Origin of the sequence: Sporosarcina sp. 179-K 3D1 HS (assembly GCF_047228905.1) — a bacterium.
Taxonomy (GTDB): Bacteria; Bacillota; Bacilli; order Bacillales_A; family Planococcaceae; genus Sporosarcina.
This window is the reverse complement of the sequence record NZ_JBFEGI010000019.1, coordinates 12,976-34,864: the sequence shown is the minus strand read 5'-3', so window position 1 is coordinate 34,864 and position 21,889 is coordinate 12,976. Positions and strand designations below refer to the sequence as shown.

The following is a 21,889-nucleotide window of genomic DNA, read 5'->3' as shown; positions in this document are numbered from 1 at the left end:
GTTGGCAAGGAATACGCTACTTTATCGTTATGATTGATGTTGTACCGCTTTTTCTTCGGACATCTCCCGAAGCTTGAACTTCTGGATTTTTCCCGAAGCGGTCATTGGATAGGCGTCAGTAAATTCAATGTATCTCGGGATTTTGTGGTAGGAAATATTCCCTTTACAGAACTCGCGGACAGATTCTTCATCAATGTCTGCACCTTCTTTTGGAATAATCCACGCCATCATTTCCTCCCCGTACTTCGGATCTGGCACGCCGACGATTTGGACGTCCAAAATGCCTGGGTGCTTATAGAGGAACTCTTCTACTTCACGCGGGTAGATGTTTTCCCCTCCCCGGATGACCATGTCTTTAATCCGACCGGTAATATCGATATAGCCGTCTTCGTCCAAGATGGCGATATCGCCCGTATGGAGCCAACCTTCCGAATCAATCGCCTGGCGTGTCGCTTCTTCGTTATTGTAATAGCCCTTCATGACATGATAGCCACGTGTGCACAGTTCGCCTGGTTCTCCAACAGGTACTTCCTCTCCCGTTTCCGGATCGATGATTTTCACTTCCACGTGAGGATGCGGCTTTCCAACAGTTGAAGTCCGTTTTTCAATGGAATCATCGGTACGAGTTTGCGTAATAACGGGAGATGACTCGGTCTGACCATAACAGATGGTGATTTCATCTGCCCCCATCTCTTCCATGACACTCTTCATCACTTCAATCGGACAAGTCGTTCCTGCCATGATGCCAGTCCGCAATGTGGAAGTGTCGAAGTTTTTGAATTCCGGATGGTTTAATTCTGCGATAAACATCGTCGGTACGCCGAGAAGAGCCGTACATTTCTCGTCCTGAACCGCCCGGAGAACACGTAGCGCTTCAAACTGCTCCACTAAGACCATTGTCGATGCGTGGGTAACGGCTGAAAGCGTTCCCAAAACACAACCGAAACAATGGAAGAACGGTACTGGAATACAGACCCGGTCCTTTTCAGTTAATTTTTGGAAGTCACCGATCAGCTTTCCGTTGTTCACCACGTTATTATGTGTCAGCATGACACCTTTCGGAAAACCGGTCGTACCGGAAGTATATTGGATATTGATGACATCTTCGGGATCCAGGGAGTTAAATCGCTCCTCTAACTGCTCATCCGTCACGGCTTCCCCATGCGCCATGAATTCCGACCATTTGTACATTCCTTTTTCTTCTTTTTCGGTCATCAGGATAACCCGTTTAAAATGCGGAAGTTTTTCACAGGAGATCTCTCCGCCTTGCGCATTCACTAACTCCGGGCAAACTTTTTGTATGATATCTATATAACTAGTACCTTTAAATCCTTCATCTAAAATAAGCGTTGTCGAATCGGATTGTTTTAGCAAATACTCCAATTCAGCAGCCTGATAATTCGTATTGACGGTTACAAGGACAGCCCCCATTTTCCCTGTTGCATATTGGCTTAAGAGCCATTGTCTTTTATTATCCGACCAAATGGCGACATGTTCCCCTTTTTGAATGCCCATTCCCATGAATGCTTTTGCCAATTGATCCGTCTCTTCGTCAAACTCTTTGTACGTTTTTCGGATGCCGTGTTCCGGGTAGACGTAGGCTTCTATTTCAGGAAAACGTGATGCCTGCTCTCTTACTATTTCCCCAACTGTTTTGTTCAGTAATGCCATTTCACAAATCCCCTTCCCCTGAAAATTCATACTCTCCAAACTATTTTATCATAAAATTCAAAACAACGTACAGTAGTTTTTAATTTTTCTGGAGAAAAAGCCCAGTTAATTAGCAATTATTTCACAATTTTTTCATAGATTAAGCATGCTATTAGTGACCGTTCTCTAAAATTTGGTACGCTGAAGTTAGTTGTTATTTCATAAAGGAGGATTTCATGGTAATCGAATTATTGACATCGCATGCTTCCGTCCGGAAATACAAGGATGTCCAAATCTCAAAAGAAGCGGTGCACGAACTAATTCGTGCCGGGCAACATGCAGCGAGCTCCCATTTTGTTCAAGCCTATTCCGTCATTCACGTCACAGATGAAGAAAAACGGAAGAAATTGGCCGAGCTCACGAAAAATCCAAAGCAATTTTCGACAGCAGGCGCGGCGCTTGTCTTTTGCACGGATTATTGCCGACTTGAAAAAGCGGCTGCATTGGCAGGTAAGGAAATCGAATATGCCTATGCAGAAAACATGCTGGTTGGCGCCATTGACGTCGCTCTTTTTGCGCAAAATGTTGTCATTGCCGCCGAGTCCAAAGGCTATGGTATTTGCTATATCGGCGGAGTCCGTAATGCTCCCCAGGAAATCAGCGAGCTGCTCGAATTGCCGGCTGGCGTTGCCCCGCTGTTCGCTGTCACGATCGGCGTACCCGACGAAGCCAATGAAGTTAAACCACGCTTGCCCGTCGAAGCAATCATTCATGAAAATGCGTATGATGCTGGTAAATACGACGAGCTGCTCCCCGCTTATGATGAGACGATGAATGAGTATTACCAACACCGCGGGTCCAACCAAAAAGACGTCAAATGGTCTAACCAAATGGCCGACTTTCTATCCACCCCTCGACGTACGTACATGAAAGGCTTTTTGGAGAAACGCGGGTTCAAGTTTAATTAAATCTGTACTTTGGAAGCCAGCCGGTACGCTGGCTTCTTTTTCATGCCAAAATCGGGAGCTTTTTGATATATTATAAGGAACACAAAAAGGAGCGATTGTCATGCAATTTGAAGAATTAGTGGACGAACTGGCGCGGCGGATGACCGATAGTTCATTCATCAGCGGGACGATTAGCCAATCCCGCACGAAATCGGATGAAGTCAAGCGAGTCAAGGTAAAGCCGATTGAGTTAAAAGGCCATCTGCATTTACAGTTTGAATATCAATTTGAACGCATCTTGCAGCATGAAAACGTGCCCGCGAGCGAAGTTCACGGCAAGCTCTCCGAACTGCTGGAACGGTATAAACAAGTCCATGCCGAGTTCGCGGATGAAAAAATACATGTGCAACTTTCCAAGAAGTTCAAGGTGATGTGGAAGTCCGATCAAATTCATTCCAAAAAAGTTGTCGATTTGTCCCATAATCGAAAAAAACAATATTTGCTTGATGACACCACACCGTACCCTTTCCTCATCCGGTTAGGCGTCCAGTCCCCCGACGGCAAAGTGAAAAAGCAGAAGTATGACAAGTTTCGGCAAATCAATCGGTTCATCGAATTCATCGACGATTCGCTTACCCACTTGCCAAAAGACCGGACCATCCGCATTCTGGACTTCGGTTCCGGGAAGTCCTATTTGACGTTTGCCCTCTATCATTATTTGCGGATTGAAAAAGGGCTGGACATTAATGTGACCGGACTTGATTTAAAAAAAGAAGTCATTGAGGAATGCAGGCAAATCGCACAGGACTTGAACTATGACAACTTGGAATTTCTCGTCGGGGACATCAATGATTATAATGAGGAAACGGCTGTTGACATGGTCGTCACTCTTCACGCTTGTGACGTTGCAACCGACATGGCGCTCGCCCGTGCGGTTCGATGGGGAGCCCGCGTAATCTTGAGTGTGCCTTGCTGCCAGCATGAACTGTTCGGCCAAATTCAATCACCTGAACTACAAGTTCTATTGAAACATGGGTTGATCAAAGAACGCTTCTCCGCTCTTGCGACAGATTCAATCCGGGCAGAGTTGCTATCACTTGTCGGATACGAAAGCCAGTTATTGGAATTTATAGATATGGAACATACCCCGAAGAATATTTTAATCCGAGCGTACCGAACGGAAAAGCGACATTCAACGGAAACCATTCAACAATATAAAGCCTTTCGGGACATGCTCGGTGCGAAGCCTTTTTTGGAGAAGGAACTTTTGCAAAGTAATCACTTGTTTCTTAGCGAATAAACCGGTAATCCTACAGGCTTTCTAACATATTTTTAATTTCATATAAATTTAGTATGTATTATCAGGATTGTATCTGTTATAATCAATTCATCGCAATTACGTCGAGGCGTAATGGATTAGGAAAGGATGAAACGTTTTGCGTGTAGTGAACAACATTGCGGACCTGATCGGTGACACGCCGTTAGTGAAGATAAATCGGTTAGCTGATTCGAACGGTGCGCAAGTTTATGTGAAACTTGAATATTTCAACCCCAGCCGGAGTGTAAAAGACCGTGCTGCTTATAATATGATCGTCGAAGCGGAGAAAGCGGGTTTGTTGAGTCCAGGGGCTACAATCATTGAGCCGACATCCGGCAATACAGGGATCGGCTTAGCAATGACTGCTGCAGCCCGTGGCTATCAAACAATCATCGTCATGCCGGATTCTTCTACAATGGAACGGATCAATGTTTTAAAAGCATATGGAGCGGAAGTCGTGCTGACGCCGAGCGACGAGAAAATGCCCGGTGCCATTCAAAAAGCAGAAGAAATCGCGAAGGAAATCCCCAATAGTTTCATACCGATGCAGTTTGAAAATGAAGCCAATTCGGACATCCACCGGACAACGACTGCACCAGAAATCATTTCAGCCTTGGAATCTATCGGCCGGAAACTTTCCGCATTCGTGGGAACGGCGGGAACGGGCGGAACGATAACGGGAACAGGTGAAACGTTGAAGGAATATGATGAAACCATAACGGTTCATGTTGTCGAACCCGCAGGCTCCCCTGTCCTATCGGGCGGAAAACCTGGAAAGCACAAACTGGTCGGCACAAGTCCCGGATTCATTCCTCCGATTTTAAATACTTCCGTCTACGATGAGATATTTAAAATAGAAGATGAAGAAGCTTATGAAACTGTTCGAAATTTAGCTGCTCGTGAAGGAATCCTGCTTGGACCAAGTGGCGGGGCTTCAGTCTACGCAGCATTACAAGTAGCGAAACGACTAACTCCGGAACAAACAGTTGTCTGTATTGCGCCAGATACCGGGGAACGCTATTTATCCAGTGACTTATTTAACTATTGACGGGGTGGTACAAACGCTGTACTTCCCTTAAATGAATTCCGACTAAATTGATTAGAAAAGTTTGAGGTGAGGAAATGTATTTAGAAATTGACGGCATCGAAAAAAGCTTTATGAACGAAAGCAAAGAACGAGTCAAAGTACTTGATCATATTGACCTTGAAATTGAAAAAGGAAGTTTTGTCTCGATCGTCGGACCTTCGGGATGCGGGAAATCGACCCTTCTATATATGATTGCAGGGTTGGAAAAACCGGATGCAGGCAGTATCCGCATTTCAGGGAAACCAGTTGAAAAACCGGGACCTGACCGTGTCGTTGTGTTCCAGGAAGCCGGTTTATTCCCTTGGCTGACCGTCTTGGAAAACGTCACCTATGGTTTGTTGCTTAAAAAGATGCCGAAACAAGAGGCCGAAGCAAAAGCGATCGATATTTTGAAGATGGTCCATCTCAGCAAGTATATTCACTCCTATCCACATCAGCTTTCAGGAGGAATGAAGCAAAGGGTGTCCATTGCTAGAGCCTTGGTGATGGAGCCAGATATTTTATTAATGGATGAACCTTTCTCTGCATTGGATGAGCAAACGAGAATGGTTCTGCATAAAGAACTAATTGAAATTTGGAAGAAAACAAAAGTAACCATTTTTTTCGTCACCCATAACATTCGGGAAGCCGTTCTTCTATCCGAAAAAGTCGTTGTTTTTGCTACAAGACCTGGGAAAATTAAAGAAATTATCCCGGTTCCGACCTCGACGGACGGAGTGTTACCGGATAGTGTGACGCTTCATACCGAACAAAAAATATTATCTATTTTAGAAGAAGAAATTGAGAAAGTGTTGAAGGAGGAGATGGGCGATGACTACAGCTTTAAGACGAATCATCTTCATCGCAATGATAGCGGCGATATGGGAAGTCACATCTAGATTTTCGGGACTGCCGGATTTCATGTTTCCTCGTTTGACACAAGTCATCGAAACATTGTTTAACGGTATCGTCAACGGACAAATTTTAGCGGCGATCGGAAAAAGTATGAGTCGTTTGCTCATCGGTTTTGCGATAGCCATTGTGTTAGGTTTGATCATGGGCTATCTCATTTGGCGGTTTAAACTGGTGGAAGATACGCTCGGTTTCTTGGTCACTGCCTTGCAATCTATTCCAAGTATCGTCTGGTTCCCTCTTGCGATTATTTGGTTTGGTTTAAATGATTTTTCCATTCTATTCATTGTTACGATCGGAGCCACTTGGACGATGACCGTCAGCGCAACGAGCGGTTTCCGGAATGTGCCGACGCTTTACCAGCGGGTCGCGAAGACATTCGGTTCAACGGGACTGCACTTCATTCGCACCGTCATATTACCGGCGTCCGTCCCACAATTGCTTTCCGGATTACGCATCGCTTGGGCATTTTCATGGCGCGCGTTGATGGCAGGGGAACTTTTAGGTTCCGGCGGCGGGCTTGGGCAGCTGTTGGAAACCGGAAGATCACTTGGACAAATGGACCTTGTCATTTCCGTCATGATTATTATTGCGATCATCGGAACGATTATGGATAACGTTGTATTTTTACGCTTGGAGCGGTCGGTTCAGAAAAAATGGGGTCTCGCTTGATCCACAAAAAAGGAGAATTTCAAATGAAAAAAACATGGATTTTCACAATCATTTCCGTTTTATTGCTAGGCGTCTTAAGTGCTTGCTCGGGTGGCGGGGAGAAATCCTCCTCTTCGTCTAATGCCAACACGGTGAAAATCGGGTACTTCCCGAACTTGACTCATATCGCTACGATTGTCGGACTTGAACAAGGCTATTTCCAAGAAGAATTTGGCGATGATATCACAATTGAAACGAAAACAGTCAGCAATGGCGGCCTCTTCATGGAAGCGATGACGACGAAATCGATTGATGTTGGAACAGTTGGGCCGGGTCCGTTGCTAAACTTCTACGTGAAGAATCCGACATTCCGCCTAATTTCGGGCGCGGTCAATGGAGGCGCGGTGCTCGTTGCAAGTGAAGGAGGCGGCGTATCCGAGCTGGCCGATCTAGATGGCAAAAAAGTAGCAATCCCCGTAATCGGTAGTACACAAGATGTCATGCTTCGAAAAGCGTTGCAAGAAGTAAACTTAAAAACAACGAATAACGGCGGAACAGTTGAATTATTTGCGGCAGCTCCAGCCGATACCGCTACCCTATTCGTTCAAAACTCCGTGGACGCCGCAGCCACTCAGGAACCTTGGGGCAATATTTTGGAATCACAAGCCAACGGCAAACTGATTCTCGACTGGGATGAATTTGCTTGGGGTAAAGACTCCACGAATACTGTGGTAGCAGCTAGCGATGAGTTTCTGAAAAACAAAGAATTGGCGGCAGCCTACTTGCAAGCTCATAAAAAAGCAGTTGAATTCATCCAGCAAAACCCGGAAGAAGCACAAGATTTGGTCATCAAACATATTAAAGATTTGACTGGCAAGGAAATCAATAAAGATGAAACAGCCGCTGCGTTCCAACGTCTGGAAGTCACGACAGAGGTGAACGAACAAGTCATTCAGGAGATGGCTGATATTAGTAAAGAAGCGGGTTATATCGACAGCAATGATATCGATGGATTGATCGACCTTTCCTTACTTCAATAATAGAACGAGTTGCATTCCCCCACGCTGCCCATCGTAATAACGGGATTACCGGCACGTGGGTTTTTTCTTCTAATTGTAATTCAGAAAATAGGGACAATGGAGAGGGCAAATGTTATGAAAAAACTAAAACTGGTTGTTTTAATTCTACTGATCACCGTAGTCGGGGCCTGCTCCAATGAATCCAAAGCAAGCGGAAATTCAACTGTAAAAATCGGATACTTCCCAAACTTAACCCATCTCCCCACCATAGTCGGGCTAGAAAAGGGCTATTTCCAAGAGGCTTTCGGAGATGAAGTGACAATTGAAACGAAAACGGTCAGCTTTGGAGGATTGTTCATGGAAGCGATGGCCACCAAAGCTATTGATATTGGAACAGTCGGCCCTAGCCCCGTCCTTAATTTTTATGTCAAAAACCCCGCCTACCATATACTCTCCGGTGCAGTTAATGGAGGTTCCGTAGTTGTCGCTAGAGAAGATAGCGGCATTGCAACGTTCCGTGATCTGGACGGTAAGAAAGTTGCCATTCCGGGAATCGGGGGTACCCAAGACATCATGATCCGAAAAGCGCTTAAAGATGCCAATTTAGGAACGACAACGAATGGCGGTACCGTTGAACTGTTTGCATCCGCCCCGGCAGAGACCACCACCTTGTTTGTCCAAAAGTCTGTGGATGCCGCCGCTTCCCCTGAACCATGGGGTCATATTTTGGAATCACAAGTAAACGGCAAACTGATTCTCGACTGGGACGAATTTGCTTGGGGCAAAGACTCGACGAATACGGTGGTTGCGGCGAGTGACGAGTTTCTGAAAAACAAAGAATTAGTGGCGGCCTACTTGCAAGCCCATAAAAAAGCAGTCGAATTCATCCAGCAAAACCCGGAAGAAGCACAAGCACTGGTTATTAAACATATTAAAGATCTGACAGGTATGGAGCTCAACAACGAAGAAATAGCAGCCGCGTTCCAGAGACTGGTAGTCACGACAGACGTCAACGAACAAGTAATTCAGGAAATGGCGGATATTAGCAAAGAGGCTGGCTATATTAATAGTAATGACATCGAAGGTTTGATTGATTTGTCGTTATTGAAATGAGAAAAGCACGTGGCGGAAGACTTTTGGCCTTCCGTCACGTGCTTATTATCTTTCACAAGCGATTAAGTCTTTATCCCGATCGCTCTTTGCATTAGCCTTGTATAATGCCTCAGATACAAATGGCTTGTATTTCGTTTTACCGCCTTTATTTTTCACGGAAGCAGATTTCGCTACGCCTCCCCGATACACCTTATTGAGCTCTTTGCAGTTCGCGAATTCTACAATTTTTGGTCCGGCCGCCTCTACATCTGCAGCACTGAATGAAAAACTGATGGCTAGGCAAAAAGCGATCACCAGAACCCCTACTTTTCTCATACACTCACCTCTATGTGAATCATAAACCGCTTTTCCAAACTTTTCAAGGTTAAATTTGGGCAATCAGGTAAATACGGTTAAACGGCCTGACGATGATGAGTTGTTCCTTTGCGAGCAATTAAACAGGGCTTATGCGACTGAACAGCGAGGGACTGCCCCTCTTCGGGCGATTAAACACTCGTTATATGCCCGAACAGCGAGGGACTGCTACTCTTCGGACGATTAAACACTCGTTATATGCCCGAACAGCGAGGAACCACTTCGCTTCGGGCGATTAAACACCCGTTATGCGACCAAACAGCGAGGGACTGCTACTCTTCGGGCGATTAAACACTCGTTATATGCCCGAACAGCGAGGGACCGCTCCACTTCGGGCGATTAAACACCCGTCATACGACCAAACAGCGAGATACCGCTCCGCTGCGTACGATTAAACGGTGATTATAGCTTCTTCACAAACTCCGATTTCAGCTGCATGGCGCCAAACCCGTCGATTTTGCAATCGATGTCATGGTCGCCTTCCACCAACTTGATATTTTTCACTCTTGTCCCCATTTTGACGGGATTCGAGCTACCTTTCACTTTCAAGTCTTTGATAACTGTAACCGTATCCCCATCACTTAATATATTGCCGTTCGCGTCAATCCAGACTCTCTCCTCTTCGACCGCTTCCTCCTGTGGATTCCACTCATGCGCACACTCTGGGCACACGAGCATATTCCCGTCTTCATACGTATATTCTGAATTACATTTTGGGCAATTTGGTAGTGCCATTGTTCCATTTCCTCCTTTTTATTTCATCCAATAGTTAGCTACTCTCCGCCTCTATACTGGCATAGTCTTGCATTATTGACAAGTCGGCCTAATTTTCTTCCGGTGTGTAGATGGCCAGTAAGCTTACAGTAAGGCAGGCATTCTACAATGAAATCGTTAACAGTTGTTAACCAATTAAAAGGAGGGAATAGTACATGTCTGAATTAACAAACAGCGCAAAACAATTTTCACCTGTCTTCTGGATGAAAAATCCTGGCCTCACGCCAAAAATGAATGAAAACCGTCGTGATTTTATTAATCCCGATTGGATTGAATGGACCGATTGGTTGATGCCTGGAACTTATTTTAAACTGTTGTACTGCGATCTGGTCTCCGGAAACTTCACTTTGCTACTTAAAGTGGATCCGAACACGAAAGCAGCCGTCCATTGGCATCTCCAAAATTCGGAAGCCTATATCATAGACGGGACTTTCTACTATGATGAAGAAGGTGATGATCGTGGACATCCTGGGTATTATACTTGTGAACCTGCAGGGCATGTCCATGAACCGTTCACTTCACCTGAAGGATGCACGATGCTCGCGATTTCGCATGGTCCGATAGGCGGTTACGACGATGACGGAAATCTTGCTGTGATGGCTGATGCCCGACTGCACTATTATATGGCGAAAGAAAACAATGCACTCCAACATACGACGGTAGTCGATTACACCTTTGGGACGACCGAATTGCAAGATTGAATCTCCTTGTTCTTAGGCTATTCAGAAAGTGCTTCCCGCTTTCTGAACAGCCTTTTACTTAATGCAAAAAACACTCCCGTATCGCTCTTTAGAGTTGTACGAGGAGTGTTTTTTGCTGTTTTTATTCAGTCGCCGCCGTCGCAGCTACCATATCAATCATGACCTTGTCCATTTCATTCACAAGCCTAAAGCCACCATCCACGATGATCGAAATTCCTGTTAGGAAACCGCTATCAGGCGAGGCTAGAAATGCCGCAGCTGCAGCTACATCGTCCGGCGAACCGACTGTCCCGGTCGGTGTCGAAGTTGCCAGTCTTTCTTCTGCCACATCCAGAAGATCACCCGTCAATGCGGATCGGATAATGCCAGGCTTTAATGCGTTTACCGTAATCCCGAATAACCCTAATTCTTTTGCGCTACTTTCGGTCAGTCCGAGCAACGCATATTTGGCCGTCGCATAATGGGCAAAATATTGAAGCGCCGTTTCCGATGCCAAGGAAGACATATTAATAATCCTCCCGTATCTCTGTTTTTTCATATGAGACGCAGCTGCACGTAAACAATAAAATGATCCATTCACGTGAATGTCTAACATTGTTTGCCATTCCACATCGCTCATCTGCTCAATAGGCGCTGGATTTCCAGGTATTCCCGCATTGTTAACGAGAATTTCCAAAGTTCCATTTTGTGCAACTATATGGTCAATCACGCTCGTCACATTTTCCGCAGAGCGAACATCCAGCGGAAGAAATTCCGCTTTGCCACCCTCTTGCCTAATCTCTTGAGCTGCAGCCTGTCCCGCCTTTTCGTTAATATCCGTAATCCAAACAAATGCACCCTCGCACCCCAACTTTTTGGCAATCGCTTTTCCGATACCGCTGGCTGCTCCTGTCACTAGTGCAGTCTGACCTGTAAACTTTTTCATACACTTCTCCCCCTCCCCAATGTAGTGATTGTAACGCTTTCATTGTAAGGAGAGAATCTTACTGGAACCTTACATCGACAACACTTTACTAAATTCGGGCCTAATGTTTATTCCCAATTCTTTTTTAAATAAATCTACCGCCCATTCTATCGCTTTATGTGCCTTTCCACTTTTTCCAGTTTTGTGAAGAAGCAGAGCATAATCCAAATGGATCTGTTCTTCTAATGGCTCCAACTTTAAAACAATCTCCAATATCTCAATCGCTTCTTCAAATTTTTCATTCTGCCGGCACTGGACAGCCCACTGTCGAAGGGCACGTAAATAACTTTCCCGAAGAGACAATCGACTTTCAAACAGCCATTCCTCGTGAGGATATTCGGTCAATAAATCACCCTGATATAATGTAATTGCTTTTCGAAGTAATTCGTAACTATACGGCTGCTCCAATACTCTTTTTAAACATTCCGTATCCATCTCGACCTCTTCGAAATGGAAATAGTAATGCGAACCGTCGTATGTGATATAGTTCGACATTCTCCCACTCTTGAGGTCCGGCTCCAAATGCTTCCGTAAGACAGACAGCGCAACATATAGTTGGTTTGACGCTGCATCTTCCTCTTCTTCGGGAAATAAAGCACCAATCAATTCATTTTTCGACCACCTTCTTCCTGGATTGGTCGCTAATAATAGCAAGAGATGCAGGCTTGCCCGCCGCTTAACCTGAATTTTGTTATCCCCCAATTGAATCGACAAAGGACCTAGCAAATTGATACACAGTTTTGGTGTGTTACTAATTGGTAATTCCTCGAGCAGCCATGAATATCCTAATTCCGAAGCAGTTTGATGTATCTTTCCTTGCAGTCGCTCCGACTCCTCGATATTACCCTGGTCCCTTAATATAAGAACATGCTTTTGTCGTATAACGCAAAGATGATGGCGGAACTGCCGAAAAAAGCCAGCAGCCTCTTCTATTCTTTGATTCGCTTCATTGAACTGCCCGTTAGCATGGAAACATAGAGCTGATTCTACGAGCGCCCAGCCCTTATCGACTTGCACCCCAATACGATTCGCTTGATCGATTGCTTGATTGGCCCAATGGAATGCCTCCGCCATTTGCCCGCTCTTCCGATGATAGCGACTCATTGTACATAATGGGTATACGATTGATGTTTCATCGATTTCCTGCGAAACATTCATCGCTTGTTCTGCAAATCTTTTGGCTTTGGACAAGTCACCTTCTTCAATTAGCAGCTCGGCCATCGTCCAAAGGGCATGCATCTGTGAGTGCTTAAACCCTTTTATTTCGGACATGGCTAAAGCCCGACGACAAAGCACTAACGCGGTTTCCATATCATTCATAAAGCGGTGGGTTTGGGCGAGCATGCTCATATTGAGCGCAGTCAGGGATTCGATTTCATTCAACTCTGAGTAATGAAGGCTTTTTTCATAATCCTTTACCGCTTGCTTCAACTCTCCTTGGTAAAATGAAATATTCGCCAGACGATGAAAAAAGTCTGCACATACAGGTGCACTTTCTTCCTCATAGCGTTCTGCAATTGATCGCAATGGCTTTCTTAACTGGCTTGCCAGTTCAACAGGGATGCAACGAAACAAAAATAAGCTCATACTCGATAATTCAAGTGACGGAGAAAGCTGTTCTAACCATCCATCCAGCAGACGAAGGAATTCAATCGGTTCATACCGCTCTAATAATTCTACAAAAATCTCAGTAATGAATTCCTCATCCCAGGCGGCAAAAGCTTGTGACAATGATTCAAAAAATTGATATTGTCCCTTATATAAATGGGCAATTTTCAGGTGGTTAGCTCGCATCGTCTCGCTGCCCCATCTTTGCTCGGCAAGTTTATAAAAATATTTTCGGAATAAAGGATGCAGCTGAAGGGCATCCCCTGGCTTTGTTGATAACAATAAATGAGTGCGTTCCATTTCTTTTATATATTCATCTATCGGGATTTCAGGTAAATAACTTTGCAGGAAAGACGCTTGTAAGGTACGGAATAACGATATCCGCATAAGAAATAATTGAAAATCCTCCGGCATGTTACGATTAACTTCAGTAGTTACATAATGATATAGATCAGATGCCGTGTCTTCAATCGCAAACGATAAACCTTTCATTTTACTTTCATGAAATAAAGTAAATCCAGCAGGCCAGCCTTCTAAATCAGCATGTAATTTTTCAATTTCATAGCGGCTGAGCGATATTTGATAAAATTGCCTCAACACTTCTTCCGCTTCTTCAACTGTGTATGCCAATTCATTTTTATATATCGTTGAAGCAAAACGTTGCACTTTCCACCGGCTTACCGGAAGATCCTCGGGAAGTTTTCGACCAGATAAAATAATGGAATAAACAGAAGGTAATTGTTCAATCCACGCAATAAACTTTCCCGTTTCCTCCGCATCGAACAACAGATTTTCCGACTGATCTACAACAATCCAGGAAGACTGTTCTATAGAACCTACTGGTATAAGCTGCTGAAACGAAGCAAAGTCGGATATTGGTTCCGATAAATTTACCCAGCAGACCTGTTGGGGATATTCATGAAAAAAAGAGACTAGTAAAGATGTTTTCCCGTACCCGGCTCCCGCCGTAAGGAGAAAAATATGTTTCGAAGAGCGCGACGATAGCAATGAAAATAATTGATTCCGTGGCAAAAGCTGATCGCCGTGCAATGCGTTCGTTGCTACCTGGTACATGACTCTCTCCCCCTAAACTAATTTTTCTAACTATATTTTTAATGTTAGCAATAGACAGATAAAATCGCAATGTAGCAAAACGAATGGTCTGGTATGTATTTCAAATAAATAGTTGAATCGTTTCACGCTCCTATTTGCTCTAATAGGTGAGCGGGAAAGGAGGAGGGTCGATTGACCACGAAGTTGAAGTTGGTGGCACGGGCGAAGAAAGGCGATACAGAGGCTTTTCAGGCAATCATTCATGAAGAGAAAGAGAAGTTGTACAAGATGGCGTACGTGTATATGAAAAATGAGGAAGATGCGCTGGAAGTATTCCAGGAGACGGTTTATAAATCATTGACGGCCATAGCTTCATTAAAACAGGATGAGTATTTCTCGACTTGGATCACCCGGATTTTGATTAACACAGCGCTTGCTTCATTGAAAAAGAAGCAAAAAGTTGTTCCGTTGAGTTCAGAGATTTTGGAGAACTGGGAAGAGGCCGATGAGGTGGCTCACGAAGATCAGTTGGACTTGCTGCAAGCGATGGAGGAAATCGAGGAGAAATATAAAACCGTGTTGCTCTTGCGATATTATCAGGATTATACGATCGGCCAGATTGCAGCGTTTCTCAGTTGTCCGGAAGGAACGGTGAAAACGAATATTCGGCGCGGACTTGCCATATTGCGGACGAAGTTGAAAGGGGCGTATTTGGATGACAGACAACATTCCAACATTTAAAGAGGAAATCGACGAAATTCCAGTGCCTATGGATAAATTGGATGCAATCATCGCTACGACGATTGCAGAACATGCGCCAAAGCGGAAGCGATCGATCCGAAAGAAAATGGGCTATGCAGTTGGAGCCGCCGCTGTGGCGTTTGGTCTGTTGATCGGCTCTGCCTCCGTCTCGCCGGTCATGGCTAATTTTGTTTCGCAAATTCCAATCATCGGTTCCATTTTTAGCGAATCGGGTGATGCTGGGTTAGTGCAAGTGAGCAATCTGGGAATGACCCAAATGGTCGGGGCATCCAAGACGTCACGAGGCGATACGCTGACAATTAACGAGGTGTTTTATGATGAGACCCGATTGACCGTCAGTTATTCGCTTGAAACGAAAGAGCCGTTGGGCGAGCTTTATTTTACAAGAGGGTTTCCTGATGTGTCGATAAACGGAAAGAGTCCTAGCAGTTATGGTGGCAGTTTGCAGGAAACGGATGTCACACCTAATTACCGGACCGGGCTATTCAGCATCGATGCAAGCACCGACTTGCCCGATGAATTCACATTGGGGTTGAGATTTGAAGGTACGGACGGTCAACGATGGAAATTCAAAATCCCAGTCAAAGCCCAAACGAATGTAGATGTAGTGACACTCGACGAAACGCAGCAGGCAGGAGACATCAGCTTAGCCGTCACCGAATTGAAAATCAGTCCGGCGGGTTTGCTTATCCGGTTTAACGCGGAAGCAGAGGAGAATTTTTTCCTGACGAGCAACATTGATTTCAAAGTGGTTGACGATTTGGGTATTAAACTCGGCTCCCACTCCGGTGGCAGCCAAGGGACATTGAAAGATGGAAGAGAGTTCTTCGAAGGCAACCGGTTATTCGATCCGGTCTCTGCAGACGCGAGGAAATTGACGATCACGCCGGTTGCGCAGCATGCTTCAGGAGGCGGCGGGGTCGAAATTGCAGAGGACGGCTCTGAGACGAAATTGGAGTTCACGCCCTACACAGGTGAACCGATTGAATTTAAAAGCTTTACTGTAGAGTTGCCGTAAATTTGCTGGTTGCTTGAATTCAGACCCCTTTTGCTTGCACTCGGAACCAGGTTGCTTGCATTCAGGCCTAGTTTGCTTGCACTCAGCGCCGGGTTCCTTGCACCTGATCAGTTGGTTGCACTCACAACCCCTTTGCTTGCACTGCAGTCCGGGTTGCTTGCGTTCAGACCCCGTTTGCTTGCACTCAACCACCATTTGCTTGCAATAAAGGACTTAAGAACTAAAAAAACTGTCCTCTGTCGGACAGTTTTTTTATACGGCAACCGGCGTACTGTTGGCAGCCAGTAATCGTTGATATAAGCGCAAATCCCGTTCATAGCAAGCTTGATATGTCGAAAGACTATGCGCTTTCACATTATAAAAATCATTCCAGTCCACGATGCCGTGGAGACGGTTCATCTTTTCGGCGTTGTCCCATGCCGTTTCCTCGAAGGCGATATTCATCTCATGCTCTTCGATCAGCATGGTAAATGTGCCGAGATCCCTACGTTGTTCCGCAGCGGAATAGGTTTTTTTCATCTTGAAAATTTCAACCGTCCGATCAAATGAGGCGAGCAATGCCTCGCGGTCTACCGCATGGCCCAGTTCGTGCATCGTCAATGTTCGAACATAGGCTTCTAGCGAAACCGGTTGTTTCATTTCTCGACGCGCTTTTGGCAATCGTTCCAAGTCATAGCCGACCATGTCCTGTATGAAGTCATAACTCATGTTAACCCCTGTCTGTTGACGTTTCAAGACAGTATCCATACGGACGGCATCTGCAGTGGAACGCATCCATTGCTTAATGCGCTTCATCTTTATTCTATTGTTCATTCACATTTCCCTTACTCTCTTATCTATAATTTTCACTTGGCGAGGTTTCATATTTTGAAAGACGGGTACTTAAGGGGTAAATGATAGAAGTCTGTTCTTTTCTATTTATTATTATGCAAGAAAAATAGATTGAATTCAAGAGAGAAATACTATTTCAGGCGGTCTACATAAGACTCCACATGCCGCTTCACCCGTTCTTTCTCTTCCTCGGTCAATTCCAAGCTAGTTTGTTTATATTCTGGCGATAGCAAAATGGTCGATGGTTCATTCAACTCTTCCTCTTCTTTGTCCCCGCTAATTTGATTGTGAAGCTTTTTATGTTCTCCTGACGAATGGAAAACAACCGTTTTAATATAGTTGCCATCCGTGTCATAATAATCCTCGATTGCCGACACTTCGAACTTTACTTTGTCCCGCCATTCCCGCGTATAGGTGATGCTATTAGTATTTTTATGGCCGGACAGAGTGTATGGGATAACAGGGTCCTCCGATTCGTCCATCGTTTCGATGCTGAACACCTCGATATGTTCGAATACTTCATTCTTGCTACAAGCACCGAGCAAAAGGAGAGAAATTAGCAGGAATACCTTGCCGTTCTTCATGATTTACTCCTCCCTTAACTCGGCTTTCAGTAATATGGCGCGATCGTAAGCCTTTAATTCCTCAAGATCATCTTCCGTTAGGGAATGGCCGAAACCGCGGATCCTTCCGTCTTCCGAAGCGATCCAATATGCGAGATAGACAGGAGGCTCGCCCGGCTGCAAAGCTACTTTTTCGTCAATGAAAGAATTATGGGAAGAAGCCCCTCCAATCGGTTCCAAGTTGAGTCGAAGCAATCCGCCCGGAGATCCAAAAATCAGTTCGTCGAATTGGTCTTCCCAACCTGGCTGAACGCCGAAGCCGATATTGCGGTCGCCTAAATCTTCTTTGAAAAGCCCAGGCTCATTTTCCGAAATCAATTCCCCTTTTTCATAGACTTCGATGGAGATCCCCAAAGTATGTCCTTCAGGCATGGTTCCCTTAATGACGAAATACTCCATATCGGCCCCACCCGAATTTTTCACAAGAATACGTTCATCTTCCGTCAGGGTCCTCGTTGAGATGGACAGCTCTTTAGTGGAACAAGCCGCTAAGAGAAAGACGCATAGTACCAGACCGATCGCCAGTTTCCATTTCATCTAATTGATGCCCTCCCGCAAACCGGCTTCGACAAACACATAATGGTCCCGCTCAAATGGTTCGGAAAACTCGATCGGGACCCGTTTGCTAAAAACAGGTCCATCGACGACAACGGTGTGAAATTCACCGGATTCCCCGCAGGAATCGATTCCAAGCGCTTCTAGCTCATCCATCAGCTCGATTGTGAATCGGCGGCCGACAAAACGGGCAGGCATCATCTTCGTATTGACCACGACAAGATATGCTTCAAATCCGGCTTCGATGAATTCCTCCAACAGTTTGCGCCGGGACTCCTTCCAAAGCGGGTGGACCGCTTCTACCCCGACCTTGGCACATGCTGTTCGGACCCAGTCCAAATGGTCTTCCAAATCGATATCTCCGAACACACCAATGTCTATGCCCGCTTCCTTGCACTCTTTCATCGCATCTAGAAATTGTTCCTCGTAACCGGACCAATTCGCCCCTCGGGTCATCAAAGGAACTCCTAGGCTGTTGGCCTGCGCTTCGACCACTTCTATTGGCAACGCATGCGATTTTGAAACTTCTTCTCCTACTTCGAACATCGTCCACAGCCTTACCGGGCGTGCGCCGGATTGCACCGCCCGGTAATAAGCCAGCGCGGAATCTTTGCCTCCACTCCAAGAGGCCACGAATGGTTTCTGTTTCATCATTGATTCCCATGCGCCCAGGAAATTCGGGAATCTACCGTTCGCACCATCCGGATCATGTACGATTGGAAGCCTAATTTGGGCCAGAAATAGGATGACAAATGGTTAGGAGTATGCCAATCCGTCAAAATGTATTGATAGCCGAGTTTGCGCATTTCCAGGAAACAATGATCGGCTATAGCCTTCCCGATCCCCCTGCCGCGCAGTTCCATATTGGTGGAAGCGGAGACTAGGTACGCTGCATTGTCCGAAGCGACCATCGTGTTTGCCTTCTGCGGCTTGTAGAAATGGAAAGCAGCCGGGATGCCATTTTGCTCTGCAATCCATAGTTGAATCCCTTGATTTTCAGCTAGCTCCGCGTAGCTTTTCCGCTCTTCATCAAGGTTCTCTTTTGTGATCGGTTTCCAAGCAGGGGCAGTTGCCTGGTGAAGGCTGTTCCAATGGGCCATCTTTTGCAGGATGGCAGGGTCTCCTTCAATCTTCTGAAATTCCACTGACTGGGATGCATCGCCTAGGGATTCATGGTCTTCAAGCGACAGCACAGCATAACGTTGATCGAAACGGAACGACTGCTCCAGCCACTCCAGGATGATGGCGTCGTTTCCGACCGGCACATAAAGGACATGCTCAAAATAACCATTCCGCACCCATTCAGCTCCCGCTTCCGCGTACAAAAGGCGGACGAGTCGCGGATGCTCCCCTTTCTTGACGGCGAGAGACGGATACCCGATGGATACGTAACGTCCTCTCGCTGCGTTTTGTTTAAATTCGTACAGCATATATCCGATCACTTCATCGTGCCGGAGCGCCACGACACCCGCGGCAAATGGTCTTGCCGCTTCCTCGATCAGCCGCTCAGCGGCAGCAATCGGACTTTCAAAACGCTCAGGTAAAAACGGAAAGCGTTTGCGTTCTTCCGCATGCCGTTCTGCAAGCAATTCCGCCATTTGCGGTATGTACGTTTCATCGAATTGAACAAATCGGATCATCGTCTATCCCTCCGTTCAGTATTACTGAAATTGTACCATATTTCAGTTGTCCTGGTCGCAATTTTCTGAAAGGACTGACTGCGTTGGATGAAGGTATAAGCGGTTTTACGGAAGTATGGGCGCTGAAGCAAAGTTATGGGCGGTCCTACGGAAATATGGGCGTTTATAGAGAGTTATGGGCGACCCTTTGGAAATATAAGCGCTAGCACAAAGTTATGGGCGGTTCTTCGAAATTATGGGCGGTTCTTCGAAATTATGGGCGCCGGGCAAAGGTTATGGGCTGTGCTACAGACTATTAATGGGGATTACGAAGCCCTCAACAAAAAACAGACACCCGTGAACGAGTGTCTGTCTATGTTACGCCGGCATTGGCGTATCAGTAGGTGGCGCGTAGCCTTTATTGTACGTTTCATCAATGAAATCCCGGATTTCTTTCAATGACTTGCCTTCCTGTTTCAACTGCACAGATTTCACTGCGGTTTCCAGGCAGACGAGGCAGCGTGTGCCATGGTCGTCCCAGACAACCGAACCGTCTTCCCGTATTTCATCGACAAAACAATTCCAGTTATTGCCGTGACCCGCGCTTTCTCCGCAGCCGCAATAGCATGGCATCCATTCTAAAATATCCGCTGACTTTCCAGCCAATTGGTAAACTAGCCGCATATCTTCCGGCTTGTCATCCAAAAACGCAGGCAATACATCTGCTGACGCGGTCACTTCTTGTAAATCACCATTTGGCAATTGATGCTGTTCGCCATGCGCCAGTTCTTGAGCTTCCTGGCTTGTCCCCGATTTGGAGCCGCAAGCCCCCAATAGGAGCATGAATGAAAACAATACGAGGATTGCTGATTTTTTCAACGTGATGTCCACTCCTTCATCTGCACTCTTTCCTCCATGTTACCTGAATTTCCAGCTTGGATGGGTTACAGATTTGTGGACAATCCCTTATTTACCGATCATTTTCGAAGGATCGACGTATTCGTCAAACTGCTCCTCCGTCAATAATCCGGTCGCCAAGGCAGCCTCTTTCAAAGTTGTCCCTTCCGCATGTGCCTTCTTGGCAATTTTCGCGGCATTTTCATACCCGATGTACGGATTCAGTGCCGTTACCAGCATGAGGGAGTTCTTCACTTTATTGTCAATTTCTTCGCGGTTCGGTTCAATTCCGACAGCACAATTATCATTGAAGCTGATCATTGCGTCGCTTAGCAATGTGACGGATTGAAGGAAGTTGTAAATGATGACCGGCTTGAAGACGTTCAACTCGAAATTCCCCTGGCTCGCCGCAAATCCGATGGTCGCGTCATTCCCCATCACTTGGGTTACAACCATTGTCAACGCTTCACTCTGAGTCGGATTCACTTTTCCGGGCATGATGGAACTGCCGGGTTCATTTTCCGGAATCGAGATTTCCCCGATGCCTGAGCGTGGACCGCTTGCCAGCCAGCGTACATCGTTGGCGATTTTCATCAAATCGGCCGCCAATGCTTTCAATGCGCCATGTGTGTAGACGACTTCATCGTAACTCGTCAAGGCGTGGAATTTATTCGACGCCGACTTGAAGTTGATGCCGACGGATTTGGATATTTCCTCCGCGACTTGATCGCCGAATCCTTTTGGGGCATTCAAGCCGGTTCCGACCGCAGTTCCCCCGATTGCGAGCTCTTTCATCGATTCGACGCTCGCCAAGATCATCGCTTCGGTTTTCTCCAGCATGCGATGCCATCCACTGATTTCCTGACCGAGCGTCAAAGGCGTTGCATCTTGCAAATGGGTACGGCCGATTTTGATTATATCCTTGAAAGCTTGGGCTTTTTCTTCAAATGTCGACTTTAATTTTGCAAGTGCCGGCAATAGTTGCTGCTCGACAGCCGTAACGCCTGCCACATGCAGTGCCGTCGGGAATGTGTCATTTGAACTTTGCGATTTATTGACATCATCATTCGGATGAAGGCGTTCCGTTTCACCCCACTCCTCCAGCAATTGATTGCCACGATTGGCCAGGACTTCGTTCATATTCATATTGGATTGGGTCCCGCTGCCCGTCTGCCAGACGACAAGCGGAAAATGATCATCCCATTTTCCTTCCAGTACTTCATCGGCCGCCGCAGAAATGGCTTTCATCTTCGCTTCGGATAAATTCCCGTATCCATGGCTTGCAATGGCTGCGGATTTCTTCAAGTGGGCAAATGCGCGAACCACTCCGATGGGCATCCGTTCGCCGCCGATATCGAAGTTCTGCTTGCTCCGCTGCGTCTGGGCACCCCATAGCTTGTCAGCGGGGACCTTAATTTCCCCGAAAGTGTCATGTTCAATACGATAGTCCATTT

22 protein-coding genes are annotated in these 21,889 nt (G+C 46.0%); 10 read left to right on the top strand and 12 right to left on the bottom strand.

Annotated elements, in window-relative coordinates; all coding sequences use genetic code 11:
• Positions 1-27: 27 nt before the first annotated feature.
• Positions 28-1,671, bottom strand: a complete 1,644-nt coding sequence (locus AB1K83_RS17445; protein ID WP_413059484.1) for an AMP-binding protein — start codon at positions 1,669-1,671, stop codon at positions 28-30.
• Positions 1,672-1,886: 215 nt separating this feature from the next.
• Here AB1K83_RS17445 and nfsA point away from each other — a divergent pair, with 215 nt between their 5' ends.
• The 7 genes from nfsA to AB1K83_RS17410 all read left to right on the top strand — a co-directional run bounded on the left by nfsA (position 1,887) and on the right by AB1K83_RS17410 (position 8,676).
• Entirely contained in the window at positions 1,887-2,618 is a 732-nt protein-coding gene (gene nfsA, locus AB1K83_RS17440) for an oxygen-insensitive NADPH nitroreductase (RefSeq protein WP_413059483.1), read from the top strand.
• 100 nt (positions 2,619-2,718) lie between these two features.
• Positions 2,719-3,897: a class I SAM-dependent methyltransferase gene (locus tag AB1K83_RS17435; protein WP_413059482.1), complete on the top strand. Its 1,179-nt coding sequence runs from the start codon at positions 2,719-2,721 to the stop codon at positions 3,895-3,897.
• 136 nt (positions 3,898-4,033) lie between these two features.
• Entirely contained in the window at positions 4,034-4,963 is a 930-nt protein-coding gene (gene cysK / locus AB1K83_RS17430; RefSeq protein ID WP_413059481.1) for a cysteine synthase A, read from the top strand.
• Positions 4,964-5,037: 74 nt separating this feature from the next.
• Positions 5,038-5,880 (top strand): ABC transporter ATP-binding protein, encoded by an 843-nt coding sequence (locus tag AB1K83_RS17425; protein ID WP_413059480.1) that lies wholly within the window; start codon positions 5,038-5,040, stop codon positions 5,878-5,880.
• Complete coding sequence (locus tag AB1K83_RS17420; protein ID WP_413059479.1) at positions 5,813-6,565, top strand: ABC transporter permease; 753 nt, start codon at positions 5,813-5,815, stop codon at positions 6,563-6,565. Before AB1K83_RS17425 ends, AB1K83_RS17420 begins: the two co-directional genes overlap by 68 nt.
• Positions 6,566-6,588: 23 nt before the next feature.
• Positions 6,589-7,584, top strand: coding sequence for an ABC transporter substrate-binding protein (locus tag AB1K83_RS17415; protein WP_413059478.1), 996 nt, complete (start codon positions 6,589-6,591; stop codon positions 7,582-7,584).
• A gap of 114 nt (positions 7,585-7,698) precedes the next feature.
• Positions 7,699-8,676 (top strand): aliphatic sulfonate ABC transporter substrate-binding protein, encoded by a 978-nt coding sequence (locus AB1K83_RS17410; protein ID WP_413059477.1) that lies wholly within the window; start codon positions 7,699-7,701, stop codon positions 8,674-8,676.
• Between the two features lie 45 nt (positions 8,677-8,721).
• Here AB1K83_RS17410 and AB1K83_RS17405 read toward each other — a convergent pair whose 3' ends face one another.
• Together AB1K83_RS17405 and AB1K83_RS17400 are read right to left on the bottom strand one after the other, a co-directional pair.
• A complete protein-coding gene (locus tag AB1K83_RS17405; protein WP_413059476.1) occupies positions 8,722-8,991 on the bottom strand; it encodes an excalibur calcium-binding domain-containing protein in 270 nt (89 codons plus the stop codon).
• A 441-nt stretch (positions 8,992-9,432) separates the two neighbouring features.
• Positions 9,433-9,765 (bottom strand): zinc ribbon domain-containing protein YjdM, encoded by a 333-nt coding sequence (locus AB1K83_RS17400; protein WP_413059475.1) that lies wholly within the window; start codon positions 9,763-9,765, stop codon positions 9,433-9,435.
• A gap of 194 nt (positions 9,766-9,959) precedes the next feature.
• Here AB1K83_RS17400 and AB1K83_RS17395 point away from each other — a divergent pair, with 194 nt between their 5' ends.
• Entirely contained in the window at positions 9,960-10,505 is a 546-nt protein-coding gene (locus AB1K83_RS17395; RefSeq protein ID WP_413059474.1) for a 2,4'-dihydroxyacetophenone dioxygenase family protein, read from the top strand.
• A 121-nt stretch (positions 10,506-10,626) separates the two neighbouring features.
• Here the strand turns inward: AB1K83_RS17395 and AB1K83_RS17390 are convergent, their stop codons facing one another.
• Positions 10,627-11,430 carry an SDR family NAD(P)-dependent oxidoreductase gene (locus AB1K83_RS17390; protein ID WP_413059473.1) on the bottom strand — a complete coding sequence of 268 codons (804 nt, stop codon included), beginning with the start codon at positions 11,428-11,430 and terminating at the stop codon, positions 10,627-10,629.
• A gap of 69 nt (positions 11,431-11,499) precedes the next feature.
• A complete protein-coding gene (locus tag AB1K83_RS17385; RefSeq protein ID WP_413059472.1) occupies positions 11,500-14,151 on the bottom strand; it encodes a BTAD domain-containing putative transcriptional regulator in 2,652 nt (883 codons plus the stop codon).
• 171 nt (positions 14,152-14,322) lie between these two features.
• Between AB1K83_RS17385 and AB1K83_RS17380 the strand changes: the two genes are divergently transcribed.
• A complete protein-coding gene (locus tag AB1K83_RS17380) occupies positions 14,323-14,871 on the top strand; it encodes a sigma-70 family RNA polymerase sigma factor (protein WP_413059471.1) in 549 nt (182 codons plus the stop codon).
• The gene (locus tag AB1K83_RS17375; RefSeq protein ID WP_413059470.1) at positions 14,846-15,910 is read left to right on the top strand and encodes a DUF4179 domain-containing protein; all 1,065 of its coding nucleotides are present in this window, start codon (positions 14,846-14,848) and stop codon (positions 15,908-15,910) included. The genes AB1K83_RS17380 and AB1K83_RS17375 overlap by 26 nt, the downstream gene beginning before the upstream one ends.
• Positions 15,911-16,162: 252 nt before the next feature.
• Here the strand turns inward: AB1K83_RS17375 and AB1K83_RS17370 are convergent, their stop codons facing one another.
• The 7 genes from AB1K83_RS17370 to fumC all read right to left on the bottom strand — a co-directional run bounded on the left by AB1K83_RS17370 (position 16,163) and on the right by fumC (position 21,887).
• Positions 16,163-16,723 (bottom strand): integrase, encoded by a 561-nt coding sequence (locus tag AB1K83_RS17370; protein WP_413059469.1) that lies wholly within the window; start codon positions 16,721-16,723, stop codon positions 16,163-16,165.
• A gap of 149 nt (positions 16,724-16,872) precedes the next feature.
• On the bottom strand, positions 16,873-17,325 hold the full coding sequence (locus tag AB1K83_RS17365) for a hypothetical protein (protein WP_413059468.1): 453 nt from the start codon (positions 17,323-17,325) through the stop codon (positions 16,873-16,875).
• 3 nt (positions 17,326-17,328) lie between these two features.
• Positions 17,329-17,901 (bottom strand): hypothetical protein, encoded by a 573-nt coding sequence (locus AB1K83_RS17360; protein WP_413059467.1) that lies wholly within the window; start codon positions 17,899-17,901, stop codon positions 17,329-17,331.
• Positions 17,902-18,573 carry a diphthine--ammonia ligase gene (locus AB1K83_RS17355; RefSeq protein WP_413059466.1) on the bottom strand — a complete coding sequence of 224 codons (672 nt, stop codon included), beginning with the start codon at positions 18,571-18,573 and terminating at the stop codon, positions 17,902-17,904. It abuts the gene before it with no gap.
• The gene (locus AB1K83_RS17350) at positions 18,570-19,559 is read right to left on the bottom strand and encodes a GNAT family N-acetyltransferase (RefSeq protein WP_413059465.1); all 990 of its coding nucleotides are present in this window, start codon (positions 19,557-19,559) and stop codon (positions 18,570-18,572) included. The genes AB1K83_RS17355 and AB1K83_RS17350 overlap by 4 nt, the downstream gene beginning before the upstream one ends.
• A 357-nt stretch (positions 19,560-19,916) precedes the next feature.
• Complete coding sequence (locus tag AB1K83_RS17345; RefSeq protein ID WP_413059464.1) at positions 19,917-20,417, bottom strand: PCYCGC motif-containing (lipo)protein; 501 nt, start codon at positions 20,415-20,417, stop codon at positions 19,917-19,919.
• A gap of 87 nt (positions 20,418-20,504) precedes the next feature.
• Positions 20,505-21,887, bottom strand: a complete 1,383-nt coding sequence (gene fumC, locus AB1K83_RS17340) for a class II fumarate hydratase (RefSeq protein WP_413059463.1) — start codon at positions 21,885-21,887, stop codon at positions 20,505-20,507.
• Between the last annotated feature and the right edge of the window lie 2 nt (positions 21,888-21,889).